At 61.9% G+C, this 16119-nt stretch carries 14 protein-coding genes; 7 read left to right on the forward strand and 7 right to left on the reverse strand.

The window, feature by feature from the left end:
* Positions 1-126: 126 nt before the first annotated feature.
* On the reverse strand, positions 127-1008 hold the full coding sequence (gene speE, locus ACFC20_RS16810; protein ID WP_375193997.1) for a polyamine aminopropyltransferase: 882 nt from the start codon (positions 1006-1008) through the stop codon (positions 127-129).
* A gap of 208 nt (positions 1009-1216) precedes the next feature.
* On the opposite strand from speE, the gene speA reads away from it, so the two are divergent.
* On the forward strand, positions 1217-3127 hold the full coding sequence (speA, locus tag ACFC20_RS16815) for a biosynthetic arginine decarboxylase (protein WP_375193998.1): 1911 nt from the start codon (positions 1217-1219) through the stop codon (positions 3125-3127).
* A 6-nt stretch (positions 3128-3133) separates the two neighbouring features.
* Here speA and ACFC20_RS16820 read toward each other — a convergent pair whose 3' ends face one another.
* Complete coding sequence (locus ACFC20_RS16820) at positions 3134-4171, reverse strand: AraC family transcriptional regulator (RefSeq protein WP_375193999.1); 1038 nt, start codon at positions 4169-4171, stop codon at positions 3134-3136.
* A gap of 253 nt (positions 4172-4424) precedes the next feature.
* On the opposite strand from ACFC20_RS16820, the gene ACFC20_RS16825 reads away from it, so the two are divergent.
* The 3 genes from ACFC20_RS16825 to ACFC20_RS16835 all read left to right on the forward strand — a co-directional run bounded on the left by ACFC20_RS16825 (position 4425) and on the right by ACFC20_RS16835 (position 6793).
* Entirely contained in the window at positions 4425-5024 is a 600-nt protein-coding gene (locus ACFC20_RS16825; protein WP_091990388.1) for a sigma-70 family RNA polymerase sigma factor, read from the forward strand.
* The gene (locus ACFC20_RS16830; RefSeq protein ID WP_375194000.1) at positions 5021-5668 is read left to right on the forward strand and encodes a ChrR family anti-sigma-E factor; all 648 of its coding nucleotides are present in this window, start codon (positions 5021-5023) and stop codon (positions 5666-5668) included. Before ACFC20_RS16825 ends, ACFC20_RS16830 begins: the two co-directional genes overlap by 4 nt.
* Before the next feature lie 180 nt (positions 5669-5848).
* A complete protein-coding gene (locus tag ACFC20_RS16835; RefSeq protein WP_375194001.1) occupies positions 5849-6793 on the forward strand; it encodes a sodium-dependent bicarbonate transport family permease in 945 nt (314 codons plus the stop codon).
* A gap of 6 nt (positions 6794-6799) precedes the next feature.
* Here the strand turns inward: ACFC20_RS16835 and ACFC20_RS16840 are convergent, their stop codons facing one another.
* On the reverse strand, positions 6800-7543 hold the full coding sequence (locus ACFC20_RS16840) for an SDR family oxidoreductase (protein ID WP_375194002.1): 744 nt from the start codon (positions 7541-7543) through the stop codon (positions 6800-6802).
* Between the two features lie 184 nt (positions 7544-7727).
* Between ACFC20_RS16840 and ACFC20_RS16845 the strand changes: the two genes are divergently transcribed.
* From ACFC20_RS16845 to ACFC20_RS16855, 3 genes are all read left to right on the forward strand, one after another.
* Entirely contained in the window at positions 7728-9503 is a 1776-nt protein-coding gene (locus ACFC20_RS16845) for an acyl-CoA dehydrogenase C-terminal domain-containing protein (RefSeq protein WP_375194003.1), read from the forward strand.
* Between the two features lie 270 nt (positions 9504-9773).
* Entirely contained in the window at positions 9774-10565 is a 792-nt protein-coding gene (gene tcdA, locus ACFC20_RS16850) for a tRNA cyclic N6-threonylcarbamoyladenosine(37) synthase TcdA (protein WP_375194004.1), read from the forward strand.
* 36 nt (positions 10566-10601) lie between these two features.
* Positions 10602-12464 carry a cation:proton antiporter gene (locus tag ACFC20_RS16855; protein ID WP_375194005.1) on the forward strand — a complete coding sequence of 621 codons (1863 nt, stop codon included), beginning with the start codon at positions 10602-10604 and terminating at the stop codon, positions 12462-12464.
* On the opposite strand, the gene ACFC20_RS16860 is transcribed toward ACFC20_RS16855, so the two are convergent.
* The 4 genes from ACFC20_RS16860 to ACFC20_RS16875 all read right to left on the reverse strand — a co-directional run bounded on the left by ACFC20_RS16860 (position 12450) and on the right by ACFC20_RS16875 (position 15956).
* On the reverse strand, positions 12450-13433 hold the full coding sequence (locus ACFC20_RS16860) for an NADP-dependent oxidoreductase (RefSeq protein WP_375194006.1): 984 nt from the start codon (positions 13431-13433) through the stop codon (positions 12450-12452). The genes ACFC20_RS16855 and ACFC20_RS16860 overlap by 15 nt on opposite strands.
* Positions 13434-13511: 78 nt before the next feature.
* A complete protein-coding gene (locus ACFC20_RS16865) occupies positions 13512-13973 on the reverse strand; it encodes an acyl-CoA thioesterase (protein ID WP_375194007.1) in 462 nt (153 codons plus the stop codon).
* The gene (locus tag ACFC20_RS16870) at positions 13973-15058 is read right to left on the reverse strand and encodes an SMP-30/gluconolactonase/LRE family protein (protein ID WP_375194008.1); all 1086 of its coding nucleotides are present in this window, start codon (positions 15056-15058) and stop codon (positions 13973-13975) included. The genes ACFC20_RS16865 and ACFC20_RS16870 overlap by 1 nt, the downstream gene beginning before the upstream one ends.
* A 100-nt stretch (positions 15059-15158) precedes the next feature.
* Positions 15159-15956, reverse strand: coding sequence for an alpha/beta fold hydrolase (locus tag ACFC20_RS16875; RefSeq protein WP_375194009.1), 798 nt, complete (start codon positions 15954-15956; stop codon positions 15159-15161).
* Between the last annotated feature and the right edge of the window lie 163 nt (positions 15957-16119).

Here is a 16119-nt window from a genome sequence, read left to right on the forward strand (position 1 = left end):
GGCATTTTGTGGGCCCGCTCAGAAGCTATGTAAATCGAGTTTTCACACAGCCTCCATCCGGCGCCCCTTTTTTTTCTTCACGGAACTGGCTGGCCAGTTCCGGCTGGTCATTCCCAGGGCGTTTGGTCAGCCCTCTTCCGGGCGAACCTCGTCTTCCAGGGCATCCACCATGAACTGCGGCATCGCCAGCGCACCCCGGTGCACACCGGCGTTGTAATAACGGGTCACGAAAGGTCGGTTGTTGGCGTCCTCCTCGCGGAAATAGCGCAGCGGATTTTCCTTGCTGGCCATGGTGCAGCTCCACCAGCCGGTGGGATAGACCGGCTGCGGGAACGGCAGGGTCTGTACGTGTTCGAACCCGGCCTTGCGCATGTCCTTGTGGATATCCTTGATGATGCTGTCGGTATGCAGCAGCGGCGATTCGCTCTGCTGAACAATGATGCCGCCCTCACGCAGCGCCAGCATCGCGTCCCGATAGAAATCCAGGGCGAACAGGCCTTCGGCCGGGCCCACCGGATCGGTGCTGTCGATGATGATCAGGTCGACACTGTTCGGCGCGATATCCCGCATCCACTGGATGCCGTCACCGAAGAAAAAGTTGGCCCGGGGATCGCCGTTGGCCTCGCACAGCTCGGGGAAGTACTTCTCCGACATGCGAGTGACCCTTTCGTCGATTTCCACCTGCCAGGCTTCCTCAACGCCGGGGTGCTTGAGCACCTCTTTCAGGGTGCCGCAGTCGCCACCGCCGACAATCACCACCTTTTTCGGGTTCCGATGGGTGAACAGTGCCGGATGGGTCATCATCTCGTGATAGAGGAAATTGTCCCGGGTGGTGAGCATCACACAGCCGTCGAGCACCATCAGGTTGCCAAACGTCTCGGTTTCGTAGATCTCCAGTTTCTGGAACGGGGTCTGCTCCTCGTGCAGTTTCCGTTTTACCTGCAGGGAAAACGCCGTGCCCTGGTCCTGGAATACCTCGGTAAACCAGCCATCGTTCAGTGCTGCCATGTTTTGCCTCCCGCTGTCGGCCGTGGGCTGTGTCAAAAGGGCGTATTGTAGGGCCGGCCCGCGCTGAGCTAAAGCGCAAATCGTCAGTGCGGCCGGATATTTTCCGGGCCCGGTTCTTTTAGCCCGGGGCCGGAATCCATACAATGACCGCCAGAGGCCGCCGGCTGCAACGCCCCGCCGGCCAGTGTTTCCAGACAGGATAGCAAGCATGAGCAAAGCCAGCGCTACCCCGGCCCACCAGGTCTACAACATTGCCCACTGGAGCGACGGCTACATCGACGTCAACGCCCGTGGGGAAGTCCTGATCCGCCCCGACCGGGGCCAGACCGCCGCGGGCATCAACCTCCCCGAGCTGACCCGTACACTCACCGGCTCCGGCGTCCAGTTACCGGTACTGGTGCGCTTTGTCGACATCCTGCACGACCGGGTCAACAAACTCTGCAACGCCTTTAACCGGGTTGCCGGCGAGCAGTCCTACCAGGGCCGGTATACCGCGGTTTACCCCATCAAGGTCAACCAGCAGCGCCGGGTCGTCGAGGAGCTGCTGGCCACTGAGCCCGCGGCCTCCAACGGCCAGATCGGCCTTGAGGCCGGCAGCAAGCCGGAGCTGATGGCGGTACTGGCGATGTCGCAGCAGAAGGGCTCGGTGATTGTCTGCAACGGTTACAAGGACCGGGAGTACGTTCGCCTGGCCCTGATCGGCCAGGCCCTGGGCCACCGGGTGTTCATTGTGGTGGAGAAGAAATCCGAGCTGCCGCTGATTCTGGAAGAATCCCGTGCACTGGGCGTTTCACCACTGATTGGCGTACGCGCGCGCCTGGCCACCATTGGCAAGGGCAACTGGCAGAACACCGGCGGCGAGAAATCCAAGTTCGGTCTCTCGGCCAGCCAGGTGCTGGACGTGGTCGATACCCTCAGGGAGGCCGGAGCCCTGGACACGCTGCAGCTGCTGCACTTCCACCTGGGCTCCCAGATTGCCAATATCCGCGACATCCAGACCGGCCTGCGCGAGTGCGCGCGGTTCTACAGCGAGCTTCGCCAGATGGGTGCGCCCATTGGCACGGTCGACATTGGCGGCGGCCTGGGTGTCGATTACGAGGGCACCCGTTCCCGCAGCAGTTGTTCCATGAATTACAGCGTCTATGAATACGCCTACAACGTAATCCACGTGCTGCAGGCCGAATGCGACAGGCAGGGCATCCCGCACCCGGACCTGATCAGCGAATCCGGCCGCGCCCTGACCGCCCATCATTCCGTACTGGTGACCAATGTCATCGACCGGGAAGCCCCGGAGAACCGCCACGCGCGGCAGCCTGATGCAAACGCACCGGCACCCCTGCACGATCTTTGGCGCGACCTGGAAAGCCTGCAGGACGCTCACACACCACGCTCCCTGGCGGAGATCTACCACGACGTCCTGCACGCCATGGCCGATGTCCACGCCCAGTTTGCCCACGGGGTTCTGAGCCTACGGGAGCGGGCCGATGCGGAGATCCTGTATACCGGCTGCTGCCGGCTGCTGCGCGAGCAGCTGAACGGCAGCAATCGCGCCCATCGGGAAATCATCGACGAGCTCAATGAAAAGCTGGCCGAGAAGCTGTTCGTGAACTTCTCGCTGTTTCAGTCGCTCCCCGATGTCTGGGGCATCGACCAGATCTTCCCGGTCATGCCCGTCAACGGCCTGGACCGCCCCCTCAACCGCCGCGCGGTGATTCAGGACATCACCTGCGACTCCGATGGCCGGATCGACCGGTATGTGGATGGCCAGGGCACGGAAACCACGCTGCCGCTGCCCGAGGAGAAAACCGGCGAACCGCTGCTCATGGGCTTTTTCATGACCGGCGCCTACCAGGAAATCCTGGGCGACATGCACAACCTGTTTGGCGACACCCATTCGGTTGATGTCCGCCTGAACACTGAGGGCGGCTACGAGATCAGCGAGCCGATTACCGGCGACACGGTGGCCAAGGTACTCCGGTACGTGAACTTTGAACCCCAGACCCTTCTGGAGGCCTACCGTCGCAAGTTTTCAGATTCCGGACTGCCGGCCGACACCCAGTCGGCGCTGCTCGGGGAACTGGCGGCGGGGCTGGATGGTTACACCTACCTGGAAGAGTAGGCCGCCTCAGGCCTTGCCATGCGTCCGGCGCCAGGCACTGGGCGCAACCCTCTCCCACTTGCGGAACGCCCGTCCGAAATTGGAAGGATCACTGTAGCCGAGCAGATCGGCAATCTCGTCGATGGACAGCTCCGGGCGACGTAGCAGCTCCATCGCCCGACGGTGACGCAATGCCTCCTGGAGCTGCTGAAAGCGCACCCCCTCCGCCGCCAGCTGCCGGCGCAGGGTTCGAGCCGATACCTGCAGGCGCCCGGCGACCTCCTCCAGGGTGGGCAATTGCGGGCTGCGCCCGGCCTCAAGCAAGCGGGTTACCCGCTCCGCCACCGATGTGACCCCTTCGATGAAACGCATCTCTTCCCGGCATTGGGCTTCAGCTATGCGGCGCGTTACCGGATTGGACAGCGACATGGGCGACGTGAGGAAGTCCCGCCGGAACCGCAGCTGGTTGGCACCTCCTCCAAACCGTATCTGATCGCCGAACAGCTGGCGGTAGGGTGCGACATCTTCGGGTTCGGGCAGGTCGAGCCGGCAGTGGCCACCCTCAAACAGGCGGCGGCCAAACAGCAGCAGGTTCACATCCATCAGCGACGCCATCACCACATCCACATTGAAGCGGTACAGCGCCTCCACCGAGTGATTGAGGTCCAGCTGAATCACCGCCTCGGCGTCTTCCACGAAGAACGACAGGCGCATGTAGACGAACCGGATCTGGAAATACTTGATCAGCACGGACAGCGCCTGCTCCAGTGTGTCGCAGCTGATGGCGGCCTGGGCCAGGGAGCCGTGGGTGGTGAATTTCAGGCGTTTGCCGTATTCAAGCCCCAGCGCGGGATCTTCGCTACGTTGAAGCACCTCAAGACAGAGCTGGCTGAACTGATCCACGGTAATGAAGTTGTCCGGGTGACCGAGCATGGAGGGACGAATGCCAGCCGCCGCCAGCAGCCCCGGGCGCGGCAGCCCGCGATCCTCGGCCAGCTGGCAGAGAATGTCCGCATAATGCGCCCGGATAACGGGCAGGTGTCCGGTAAAGCCGGGAGCATTCATGGGTCAGGCGTTCTTCCGGTCTGGTTGGTCTTCCGGTCTTGTTATTACGCTCAGACTAGACCGCCGTGAGGCTTCCGGCAATTACCCTGGGGCCGCGTTGCGTGCGGCTCTGCTGCCAGCCCAGAATTTTTTCCCGAGAGACTGATCCGCCCATCCGGGCAAACCGTAAACCATAACACTGACAAACCCGGGACGAGTGCATAGAATGATGACCAGAACAAGCTCAAATCATGCGACTGTCAAGGAGCGTCCGGTGACCACACTGGATCAGAAGCCAGCCAGTTCCGAGGGCCGGAAAGACCCCTGGAGCCAGATGCTGCAGAAAGTGGGCAAAAATCAGGATCGCGAAGCCTATCGCGCGCTGTTCGAGCATTTTGGCCCACAAATCAAGTATTACGCCATGGCGAACGGCCTGGCCAGCCACGCAGAGGAGCTGGTCCAGGAAGTGTTTGTTTCCATCTGGCGTCGCTCCTGTCTATACGATTGGCGAAAAGCGGCCGCGTCCACCTGGATCTTCACCATTGCCCGTAACCAGCGCATCGACATGCTGCGGAAAATGCAACGCACCAGCGCCGAGATGCCCGTTGAAACCGAGGATCTCTGGCAGATTCCAGGCGAGAACGAAAATGAGCCGGTGACGTCGCTGCACCGTCTCATGTCAGAAAGGAGGATTCGCGATTCCCTGAGTCATCTCCCGGAGGAGCAGATCACGGTCATCGCGAAGGTTTACATGGAGAATAAGTCCCATCAGATGGTGGCAGACGAACTCGATATTCCCCTGGGAACCGTGAAGAGTCGGGTTCGCCTGGCATTGAACAAACTGAAAGTGATCTTGCAGGACCAGAACGTATGACACGGCACCATCCCGACAGCCTGAGCTTGATGGAATACAGCGCAGGCAACCTGAGCGAGCCCCATGCCCTGTGCATCCGGCTCCACCTGGACAAGTGTCCGCACTGCCGTAGCCGTGTGGATACCCTGGACAGTCTGGGCGCTGTCATGATGGAACAGCAGCCCAAGGTGAGTGTCTCGGACAACATGTTCGACAGCATCATGGCCCAGATCGAGGTTGGCGACGCAGTCGACAACGACACCCCACCGGAATACCGTGCCCCCCGGGTGGGCGCACTCCAGAAACTGCTGGGTGACGATCTGAACAGCCTGCCCTGGAAGCGCCAGCTGGGTGACGTGAGCGTTCTTGATATTACGGACCGCTTCCCCGGCCAGAAAGAGCAGGTGGTGCTGCAGAAGCTGGCGGCCGGAGGCAAGGCGCCGGCGCATACCCACCGGGGCGAAGAGACAACGATTGTGCTGCAGGGCGCGTTCGCCGACCAGAAAGGTGTGTTCAACCAGTGGGATTTCGTGGTGCTGAACGACGAGGATGAGCACAAACCGGTGGCGGTCGGGTGCGAGGATTGCATCACGCTGTCGGTGCTGAGCGCGCCGGTCAAGCTGACCGGTACCTTTACCAGGATGCTCAACCCGTTCATTCGGTAAATTCAGTGATCAGGAAGTCGGGAAACCGGGGGCCATTGGCCCCCGGTTTTTTTTTGGCTAACCGAAACACCCGGTGCCAGCAATGCCTTGATGGTTGAATTGACCTCTGTGCCTGCGCCCCTACACTTGAAGACAACACCGGCTTATTCCTGACCATCAAAAAAGCGCGCCGACCGACCCATGCCCGACATTATCGTGATGTTTTTCCTGCTGGGCCTCGTGGCGGGAACCGTCAAATCCGACCTGTCGATTCCCCGCGAAGCCTACGACATCCTCAGCCTGCTGCTGATGCTGACCATCGGCCTGAAAGGCGGCATGGCACTCTATGGCAACCTGTCGCCGGACTTGCTGCTGGAAATGGTGGCGGTTGCCGGTCTGGGCTTTACCCTGCCTCTGCTGATGATCCCGATCCTGCGTTATGGCGTCGGCCTGTCGATCGCAGACACCGCCAGTTTCGCCGCCCACTACGGGTCTGTCAGCGCCGGCACCTTTGCTGTGGCGCTGGCCTGGGTTGAAACCCGCGGCCTCAGCGCCGGTGGGCAGGTCACGCTTTATCTCGTGCTGCTCGAGCTGCCCGCCATCATGGTCGGGCTCTGGTTCTACCGCCGTTTCGGCCAACGCACCGACAACGCCCAGGGAGCGCCGCTTTGGCAGGAAACCCTGACCAATCGGAGCGTTATCCTGCTGGTCGGCGGGGTGGTGATTGGCGCCCTGTATGGCCCGGGCCAGGGCACCGGTGTGACTGCGCCGCTTACCAGCGCCTTTTCCGTGATCCTGTCTCTGTTCCTGCTGGAAATGGGGCTGGTGGCGGCCGAAACCCTGCGTAATCTGAAGTTGCGACATTGGCGGGTGGTGCTGTTCGGGCTGGCCATGCCGCCGGTGCTGTCGGTCGCAGGTCTTACGGTGGGCACCCTGCTGGGGCTTGGCACCGGCTCCACCGTGATTCTCGCCACCCTGACCGCCAGTGCGTCCTACATCGCCGCTCCGGTCGCCGTCCGCCACGCCGTGCCTGACGCCGACATCGGCTTGGCCATGCTGGCCTCGCTGGGCGTGACCTTCCCCTTCAACGTGCTGGTCGGAATTGGCCTCTACTACAACCTGCTCAGCTGGGCGGTACCGGTCTAGTGTCCCCTACCACGGCAGTTCCGAGCCATCCCAACTGAAGAACCGGCCGTTGCTTTCGTCCCCCAGCCCCTCCAGCACCCGGACCAGGTTATCCGCCGTTTGCGCCGGTGTGTGCACCTTCAGCTTGGCCAGCGACTGGCTGAACGGCTCACTGAGGGCCGATTCCGTCGTGCCGGGATGCAGGGCCACGCAGGCAATCGGTTTGCATCGTCGCGGCAGCTCGATGGACAGATTGCGCACCAGCATATTCAGCGCCGCCTTCGAGCTGCGATAGGCATACCAGCCGCCAAACCCGTTGTCAGTGATTGACCCGACCTTGGCCGAGATGGCCGCTATCCGCTTGAACTCCCGGTGTCGCAGCCAGGGCAGCAACGCCCGGGCAAGCAGACCAAATCCGGTGGCGTTAACAGCAAACGCCCGTGCCAGACTGGCCGACTCCAGATCCTCCAGCCGCTTTTCCGGAAACATGCCCTGGCCGTGCAGCAGACCGGCGGCGTAGATGAAGGTGTCAATGCCGTCATCCCGCCCGAGGACTGTCTCCAGGGCCTCGGCAACCGCCCGGGGCGACGCCGGGTCCTCGGCGTCCCAGGACAACAGAGAACAGCGTTCTTCCGTGCGCAAAGGCTCGGGCGCGGCGTCCGGGTTCCGGCACAGGCCAATCACCCGGGTATCGGCGTCCCGCTGCAGCAACCGCTGGGCCAGCGCCCCACCAATGGCGCCGGAAACGCCGGCAATCACAACTCGCTTCATGACATTCCTCCTCGCTGAACCAGTACATACGCAGAATCTTGCGTCTGGACCCTGCTGGCAGTGAACCAGCAAATTAAAACGGCCGTATGAAACCAGTGTTCCAATTCCTGTTTACGGGTCCTTGAAGGGTTTCCTCAGAAACGAGGCAAACCCAAGATTACACAGCGCAACTGGGAGAGAATCCATGCAATACCAGGCTCCGGCGAATGACCTTCGCTTTCTGTTGTTCGATGTTCTGGGTGTAGACCGGCTGCACGAGCTGGAAAAATACGCCGATGCGACACCGGATCTGATTTCGGCGGTGATTGACGAGGCAGGCAAACTGGCGGCTGAGGTGATTCAGCCTACGAACACCGTGGGCGATCGTGAAGGTTGCCACTACGATCCGGAATCCCGGTCGGTGACAACACCCGAGGGCTTCAAGGAGGCCTACCGGAAGTTTGTCGAGGGGGGCTGGACCGCGCTGGACGCACCGCTGGAGTTCGGCGGCCAGGGCCTGCCTCATACCCTGAAGTTTGTAGTGGACGAGATGGTCTGCTCCACCAATCTGTCACTGGGCATGTACCCCGGCCTGACCCACGGTGCCATCAGCGCCCTCTACGCGCACGGTTCGGACGAACTCAAGCAGACCTATCTGGAAAAGCTGATCTCGGGCGAGTGGACTGGCACCATGTGCCTGACCGAGCCCCAGTGCGGCACCGACCTCGGCATGATCCGCACCCGGGCCACACCCAATGACGATGGCAGCTACGCCATCGAAGGCACCAAGATCTGGATCACCGGCGGTGAACACGACCTGGTGGACAACATCGTGCACCTGGTGCTGGCCAAGCTGCCGGGCGCGCCAGACACCACCAAGGGTATCTCCCTGTTCGTGGTACCCAAGTTCCTGCCAGACTCCGGAGAGCGCAACCCGGCGTTCTGTGGTGGCCTTGAGCACAAGATGGGCATCAAGGGCTCTGCCACCTGCGTGATGAACTTTGAGGGCGCCAAAGGCTGGCTGGTGGGCGAGCCCAATGACGGCATGCGCGCCATGTTCACCATGATGAACGAGGCCCGCCTGATGGTGGGCATGCAGGGCCTGGGCCTGGCCGAAATGGCCTATCAGGAAAGTCTGGGCTTCGCCCGTGAGCGCCTGCAGAGCCGCTCCCTGAGTGGCCCCAAGAACCCGGACGGCCCCGCCGACCCGATCATTGTGCACCCGGATGTGCGCCGGATGCTGATGCGCCAGAAGGTGCTGAATGAGGGCATGCGTGCCCTGGCCCTGTTTACCGGCCACCAGCTGGATCTGTCAGCTGCCCACCCGGACGAAGCGGTGCGCGAATCCGCCGACGATCTGGTCCAGCTGCTGACGCCGGTGGTGAAGGCGTTCCTCACTGACGAAGGCTTCAACAACGCCAACACCGGTTTGCAGGTTCTGGGCGGTTCCGGCTTCACCACCGACTGGCCACTGGAGCAACTGGTTCGGGACGGCCGGATTGCCCGGATCTACGAGGGTACCAATGGCATCCAGGCGATGGATCTGGTGGGCCGCAAGCTGGGCCTGAAAGGCGGACAGCTGGTACGCGGCCTGTTCGGCGTGCTTGGCGGCTATCTCAAGGACAACCCCGACGCGCCGCACGGTGAGGAGCTCAAAGGCGCCATCAAGGCCCTGGAAAGCGCCACCATGTGGCTCGCCTCCAACGCGCCCAAAGATCCGGAACAGGCCGGCGCTGCGGCCACACCCTATCTGCGCCTGATGGCCCTGACGGTTATCGGCTACCTGTGGTCCCGGATGGCCAACGTGGCCAACCAGCAACTGGCCGCCGGCGAGGGCAACAAGCCGCTGCTGGAGAGCAAGGTGGTCTCGGCCCGCTTCTACTTCCAGAAGCTGCTGCCCGAGGTGCACTGGCTGCTGGAGGACATCCAGAGTGGCAAGGACAGCCTGATGGCGTTCGAGGACGATCACTGGGCGGCGTAAAGCGGTCATCGGTCAGGGCATGACTGCCCTGGCCGGAAATGACCGGCATCTGGCAGCTTCTGACCTTCGGCAAGGCAGTACTGCAATCGATAATGGACACGTTGATTAGTGTCTCTGAACTAGTCCTGCCCAGTTCTCCGTCGGATTGGGCAATTTTAAAGCCACGCCCCGCGTGGCTTTTTTTATGGGCATTTTTTGTCGGTGCAATCGCTGGGTTACAATGGCGCCCTTTGGTTCTGGCGGATATTTCGCCTCGCTCACGGGGACACCATGAAAGCCAACGACTACGCGTTCCGCTTTGGCGGCATTGAACGACTCTATGGCCGCAGGGCCCTGGCTGCATTCCGGGATGCCCATATAGCCATTGTCGGCCTGGGTGGTGTTGGCTCATGGGCGGCCGAATCCCTGGCACGCAGCGGCATTGGCACCCTGACCCTGATCGATATGGACGACGTCTGCGTGTCCAACACCAACCGTCAGCTCCATGCCCTTGAGGGCCAGTACGGGCGCACCAAGACCGATGCCATGGCGGACCGGCTCAGGGCGATCAACCCCGAGGCCGATATCCGCGTGCATTTCGGTTTCCTGACCACCAAAAATGTGACCGATCTGATTACCGAAGATATGACCGGCGTGGTAGATGCCATCGACAGCGTCAAGGCCAAGGCGGCCCTCATTGCCCACTGCCAGCGCCGCAAGATCCCTCTGGTGTGCGCCGGTGGTGCCGGCGGGCAGATGGACCCGACCCAGATCCAGGTGGCGGATCTCAGCAAGACCACCCAGGACCCATTGCTGGCCAAGGTCCGTAACCTGCTCAGACGGGAATACGGTTTTTCCCGCAACCCCAAGCGCCGCTTTGGCATTGAGGCCGTATACTCCCTCGAGCAGCTGACGTATCCTGCCGGAGACGGCGAAGTCTGCCTGCAGAAACCGGCCACTGACGGCCCGGTTCGCCTCGACTGCGCCTCCGGCTTTGGCGCCGCCAGCCCGGTGACCGCCAGTTTCGGTTTTTTCGCGGCGTCCCGGATTCTGAACCGGATTGCCCGACGCGCCAGCTCGTAGCTCCATCATTCACCGATCAAGGGACCTGAATTAATTATGCCTGTCAGTACTGTCCTGCTTCTTGCCAGCATTGGCGTCCTATCCCTGTTCTGCCAGTGGCTTGCCTGGCGGGTCCGGATGCCGGCCATCCTGTTCCTGTTGGCGGGGGGCATCGCGGCAGGCCCGGTTCTGGGCTTCCTGGCACCGGAGGTCGTGTTCGGAGACCTGCTGTTCCCGGTCATTTCCCTGGCGGTTGCCATCATACTGTTCGAGGGCAGCCTGACCCTGCGCTATGAGGAAATCCGCGGCCACGGCAAGATGGTCCGCAACCTGATTCCGGTGGGGTCCATTGTTACCTGCATCATCGGCACCCTGGCCGCCCGCTGGATTCTCGATGTGTCCTGGGCGGTGGCCCTGCTGTTTGGCGCCATTTCCATTGTTACCGGCCCGACGGTGATTGCACCACTGCTGCGCTCGGTGCGCCCGGATGCCAAGCTGGCCAACATATTGCGCTGGGAAGGCATCATCATTGACCCGGTAGGGGCGCTACTGGCGGTTCTGGTGTTCGAGGGCATCGTATCCTGGGGCCAGGGCAATGTGTTTGGCCATTCCCTGTATATCTTCGGCAAGACCCTGCTCGTGGGTTTCGCCATCGGTGCCATTGCCGGTTACCTGAACGGCATCGTGCTTCGCAAGCACTGGATCCCCCAGTACCTGCACAACGCCGGCACCCTCACGTTCATGCTGGGCGTCTACGCCATTTCCAACGAACTGGCCCACGAATCGGGCCTGTTGACCGTCACGGTCATGGGGATCTGGATGGCCAACATGAAGCAGGTACCGATCGAGAGCATTCTGGAATTCAAGGAATCCCTGAGCGTACTGCTGATCTCCGCCCTGTTCATCATTCTGGCGGCCCGGGTGGAATTCTCGGCCATTGCCGAGCTCGGCTGGGGTCTGGTGGCGGTGCTGGCGCTCCTGATGCTGGTGGCTCGCCCCCTGAGCATCTTCCTGTCCGCCATTGGCACCAGCCTGAACTGGCGGGAAAAACTGTTCCTCAGCTGGATAGCGCCCCGGGGGATCGTGGCGGCGGCAGTGTCGGCGCTGTTCGCGTTCCAACTGCAGAAGCTCGGCTATGAGAGCGCCGCCGCCCTGGTGCCCCTGGTGTTCATGCTGATCATCGCCACGGTCACTCTCCAGAGCCTGACAGCCCGGCCGGTGGCGCGACTTCTGAAAGTCGCCGAGCCCGCGGAGTACGGATTCCTGATCCTTGGCGCCAACCCCGTGGCGCGGATGATCGGCAAGGCCCTCAAGAAATACGAGGTACCGGTTACCCTGGCAGACACCAACTGGGAGAACGTGCGCCAGGCGCGCATGGATAACCTGCAGGTGTATTTCGGTAACCCGGTGTCCGAGCACGCCTCCACACATCTGGACCTGACCGGCATCGGCAACCTGCTGGTAATCTCTCCCTACAAGCACATGAACTCCCTGGCCACCTACCACTTCCTGGACTGGTTCGGGAACAAGTGCGTGTTCAGCCTGGCCGAGGGTGACCAGGACCAGAAGGCCCGGCACCAGACCGCTGAAAAAATCCAGATGACCCGTGGACTGTTTGATGGCGTGAGCTACGCCAAGCTCGCCAGCCTGGTGAGTCAGGGCTACACCGTGAAAACCACCCAGCTCAGCGAAGAGTTCGGGTACGAGGACTTCCGGAAAAAATACCAGAACCAGGCTCTGGTCCTGTTCACCTTCGACAGCAAGGAGCGGGTGGCCCCGGTTCGGAGCATGGACGAGCTGAAACCCGAGGACGACTGGGTGCTGATCAGCCTGGTGCCGCCCCAGGCCAGAAAGGAACGTAAGGACAAAGACGTCGGGGAGGAGCCCTCAGCGAGTAAAGATCCCTCAGCGGCAGTCTAGCACCAGCTTGCCACGCACGTGCCCGCCCTCGAGCATCTCGTGGGCCTGGGCCACGTCCTCGAGGGGAAAGGCTTTCTCGATGTGGACCCGGACATCGCCGTCCTCGATCAGCTCGGCGATCTCGTCCAGATGGAAAACGTCGGGGCGTACGGTCATACCGTGGGCGCGCAGCCCCATGGCTTCCGCTTCGCTGATGATCTCGTCGGCGGTAACGGTGGGTATTGTCACCAGCACGCCCTGCTCGCCCAGAGTGTGCAGGGAACGCTTGCCGGTATCGCCACCGATCAGGTCCAGCACCACATCCAGACCGTAGCACTCCTCGACAATATCGGTAATGCGGTAGTCAATCACCTCATGCACGCCCAGCTCGGCCAGGAAATCGCGATTACCGGCTGAGGCTGTGGCAATCACGTGGGCGCCGCGCTCCCGGGCAAACTGTACGGCAAAATGGCCAACACCGCCGGCGCCGGCGTGGATCAGGATCTTCTGGCCGGCCTCCAGCTTGGCCACCTCAAACAGGGCCTGCCAGGCGGTCAGGGCCGCCAGCGGCAAGCCGCCCGCGGTTACCAGGTCCAGCTCCTCCGGCACAATGGCTAGCTCGTCGGCCTCTGCCAACGCATACTCCGAATAGCCTCCGCCCATGGCAGGAAAACCAACCATGCCCATGACACGATCGCCGGGGGCCAGGGTTGTGACCTCCTCACCAACCGCCACCACTTCGCCGGCAAGGTCATAGCCCGGTGTCCAGGGCAGCGAATTTTCGATCTGCCGGGCCGCGAACCCCAACCCCTTTCGGGTTTTCCAGTCGATGGGATTCAGTCCGGCCCCGTGCACCCGCACCAGCACCTGCCCCTCGGCGGGTGTCGGCAGGTCCGACCGGACCACCTGCAGGACATCACGCTCGCCAAAGCGATCGTAAATCACGTGGCGCATGCTGGTTTCGGCATTCTGGTCAGCAGTCGTTGGCATCGGGATCTCCGGACAGCGGGTTTACGGGATTGGTCAGCGGAAAGCTAGTTGAAGTAAAGCACAAACGGGCACGAAAGCCTAAAGCCCACGCCCACCGGGCACCACGGCGCCGCCCAGAATGGTGGCAAACTCTGCCGGCGCGCGGGACGGTCTCTGGCTCTTCAGGTCGACACAGGCGTGGGTGGAAACGGCCCGCACCAGCACCCGGCCATCGGCCGGTCGCACCAGCTGGAACTGCCGGGAGGAGCGGAACCGTCCGTCAAAGCCGGTCAGCCAGGTACCCAGCACCAGTTGGTCGCCGGCGTTGGCCGCCGACAGATAATCAATCTCGGTACGGGTAATGGCCATGGCCTTGCCGGTTTCCTCGTGGAGCGCCCAGGTCATGCCCAGACTCTCGATATGAGCCCAGCTGACCTCCTCCAGCCAACGCACGTACACCACGTTGTTGGCATGGCCCAGGCGATCGGTGTCCTCCGCCCGTACGGTAATGTCCATGGTGAACGGACCCGGCAGGTCCCAGGCAATGTCGGATTCAGGCATTACGGTTGGTCTCCAAGGCCACTGATGGCTGAAAAAGGTAGCCGGCCAATCCGGTCGTTGTGAAGTGAACCAAAGTATAGGTAGTCACCGTGAGGGTTAACCGAGGTAATTTCCTGAAGATGCTGGCCGCGGGGGTCATGGAGGCTGGTCAGCACCTGCCCGTCCCGGTCAAACGCCAGCGCCAGCCCGTACTCCTGGGGCTCGGGCTTGAGGCTGTCCGGAAGCTTGGCCACCAGCTCTTTCAGCCATGGCAGGGGGTGCAGGGTATCAATGGTGGCGTTGCGAAGAGTGGGGAAAGCCACCCAGTAACGGCCGCGCGCGTCCAGGGCCAGGTTGTCTGGAAAGCCCGGCAGGTTGTCGGCAAACACTTCCGTCTGCCCCGCCCTCGGTCCTTTGATCCAGTGTCTCAGAATACGATATTTCCAGGTCTCGTTAACCAGTACGGCGTCGGAATCAGGTGACAGCGCCACACCGTTGGCGAAGTAAAGATTTCGCAGCACCACTTCGGTCTTGCCGGTTTTCGGCGAGTAGCGCAGCAGGCGCCCGTGGGGTCGCGTTTCCAATAGATCAAGCCGGTAGTCCGGTTGCCGGAACCTGGAACTGGCATCGGTGAAATAGATGGTGCCGTCGTCCGCGATGTCCACGTCATCGGTAAACCGGAAGGGCGTTCCCTCCACCTCGCGGCTCAGGATGGTGACTTTTCCCCGGGGACTCACCGACAGCAAGCCCAGCCAGGCATCGGCAACAATCAGATTGCCGGCACGATCGAACACCATGCCCAGCGGTCGACCACCGGTGTCTATCCACTTTTCCACCCGGCCGTCTGGAAACACTCGCACGATGTAGCCGTCCTGGGTGCCGGTGTAGAGCACTCCGTCTTCACTGACGGTGGTATCTTCCGGCCCATAGACCTTGCCGAGCGCCAGCAGGTCGGCCTGTTGCAGGAGAGTGTTGGGCGCCAGGGGGCCGTCAAGCCTGGGAGGCGGCGGGGGGTTCCAGGCCTTGCTGTCGACCGGTGACGGCGTCAGGAGAAACCCACCCAACAGCAGGAAAATGACCAGCACTCCCAGCATCAGCCATTTCATACGCTATTTCCGCCCTCTTTTGCCCGTTTTTCTGGTTATTCGCGACAAAACAACCTTAACAGACAGTCTGTGCGACAGGGAAACCGGTCGGCGAAACCGGTCACTGTCCGGATGTCAGAAAGCGGCGGCACAGCGCGGCAAAAGTATCGGCTTTCTCTGCGTGCAGCCAGTGGCCGGTATCCTGAATGATCCGGAGTGTGGCGGCGGGAAACAGCTGTTCAATACGCGCGCGGTGTTTATCCTGGATGTAGGCTGAATCGGCCCCTTTGAGAAACAGGACAGGCCCCTCGAACGGGCCCTCTCCTTCCGGCGCCAGGGTCAGCTTGCCGTAGCAGGCATCAATCACCGAGAGGTTCAGGCGCCAGCGGAAAACCGGCCCACCCTCTTTCTGCTGACCCGCCGGGATGCGCTCCAGGTTTTTCAGGAGAAACTGACGCACGCCGGGTGTCTCCACGAAGTCGGAGAGCAGGCGGTCGGCGTCCTGGCGGGAACGGACTTCCGCCAGGTGAATCCCGGTCAGCCCCTCGATGATGGCGTCGTGGCGAGCGTGGTAATCCACCGGGGCAATGTCCGCGACAATCAGTTTTTCCACTCTCTCTGGCGCCTTCAGTGCCACTTGCATGGCCACCTTGCCGCCCATGGAGTGGCCAAGAAAACTGGCCTTCTGGAGCCCCTGCGCATCCATATAGGCAATCACATCGTCTGCCATGGCCGGGTAATCCATGGTGTCGGTGTGGGGTGAGGCGCCATGGTTGCGCTCGTCGAGGGCATGGATCTGCCACTGGTCCTCAAGACGGCGTGCAATACCGCCGAGGTTGTCCAACGACCCGAACAGACCGTGCAGCAGGATAAGGGGTGGGCCTTCGCCGGTGATTCGATGATTGAGAGCAACGCTCATGGGGGAGAGTCTCCGGTATCGGTCTGGAATAAGAGACTGGATACATTACCACCTCTGTGCTTGCGGGCAAGATCGGTGGGGTACGGAACGGGGACGATAAGGACGGCCGACAATCGGGATAGGGGGGAGCCATGAGGCTCCACCCCTCCCACACCACCCGGCA

Origin of the sequence: Marinobacter sp., from assembly GCF_041984545.1 — a bacterium.
Taxonomy (GTDB): domain Bacteria; phylum Pseudomonadota; class Gammaproteobacteria; order Pseudomonadales; family Oleiphilaceae; genus Marinobacter.

Bases quoted from the DNA above. Each gene is read 5' to 3' on its own strand.
- ACFC20_RS16875 (WP_375194009.1), bottom strand. From the start codon at position 15,956: ATGAGCGTTGCTCTCAATCATCGAATCACCGGCGAAGGCCCACCCCTT.
- ACFC20_RS16820 (WP_375193999.1), bottom strand. From the start codon at position 4,171: ATGAATGCTCCCGGCTTTACCGGACACCTGCCCGTTATCCGGGCGCAT.
- ACFC20_RS16855 (WP_375194005.1), top strand. From the start codon at position 10,602: ATGCCTGTCAGTACTGTCCTGCTTCTTGCCAGCATTGGCGTCCTATCC.
- ACFC20_RS16845 (WP_375194003.1), top strand. From the start codon at position 7,728: ATGCAATACCAGGCTCCGGCGAATGACCTTCGCTTTCTGTTGTTCGAT.
- ACFC20_RS16840 (WP_375194002.1), bottom strand. From the start codon at position 7,543: ATGAAGCGAGTTGTGATTGCCGGCGTTTCCGGCGCCATTGGTGGGGCG.
- speA (WP_375193998.1), top strand. From the start codon at position 1,217: ATGAGCAAAGCCAGCGCTACCCCGGCCCACCAGGTCTACAACATTGCC.
- ACFC20_RS16870 (WP_375194008.1), bottom strand. From the start codon at position 15,058: ATGAAATGGCTGATGCTGGGAGTGCTGGTCATTTTCCTGCTGTTGGGT.
- speE (WP_375193997.1), bottom strand. From the start codon at position 1,008: ATGGCAGCACTGAACGATGGCTGGTTTACCGAGGTATTCCAGGACCAG.
- tcdA (WP_375194004.1), top strand. From the start codon at position 9,774: ATGAAAGCCAACGACTACGCGTTCCGCTTTGGCGGCATTGAACGACTC.
- ACFC20_RS16835 (WP_375194001.1), top strand. From the start codon at position 5,849: ATGCCCGACATTATCGTGATGTTTTTCCTGCTGGGCCTCGTGGCGGGA.
- ACFC20_RS16830 (WP_375194000.1), top strand. From the start codon at position 5,021: ATGACACGGCACCATCCCGACAGCCTGAGCTTGATGGAATACAGCGCA.
- ACFC20_RS16865 (WP_375194007.1), bottom strand. From the start codon at position 13,973: ATGCCTGAATCCGACATTGCCTGGGACCTGCCGGGTCCGTTCACCATG.
- ACFC20_RS16860 (WP_375194006.1), bottom strand. From the start codon at position 13,433: ATGCCAACGACTGCTGACCAGAATGCCGAAACCAGCATGCGCCACGTG.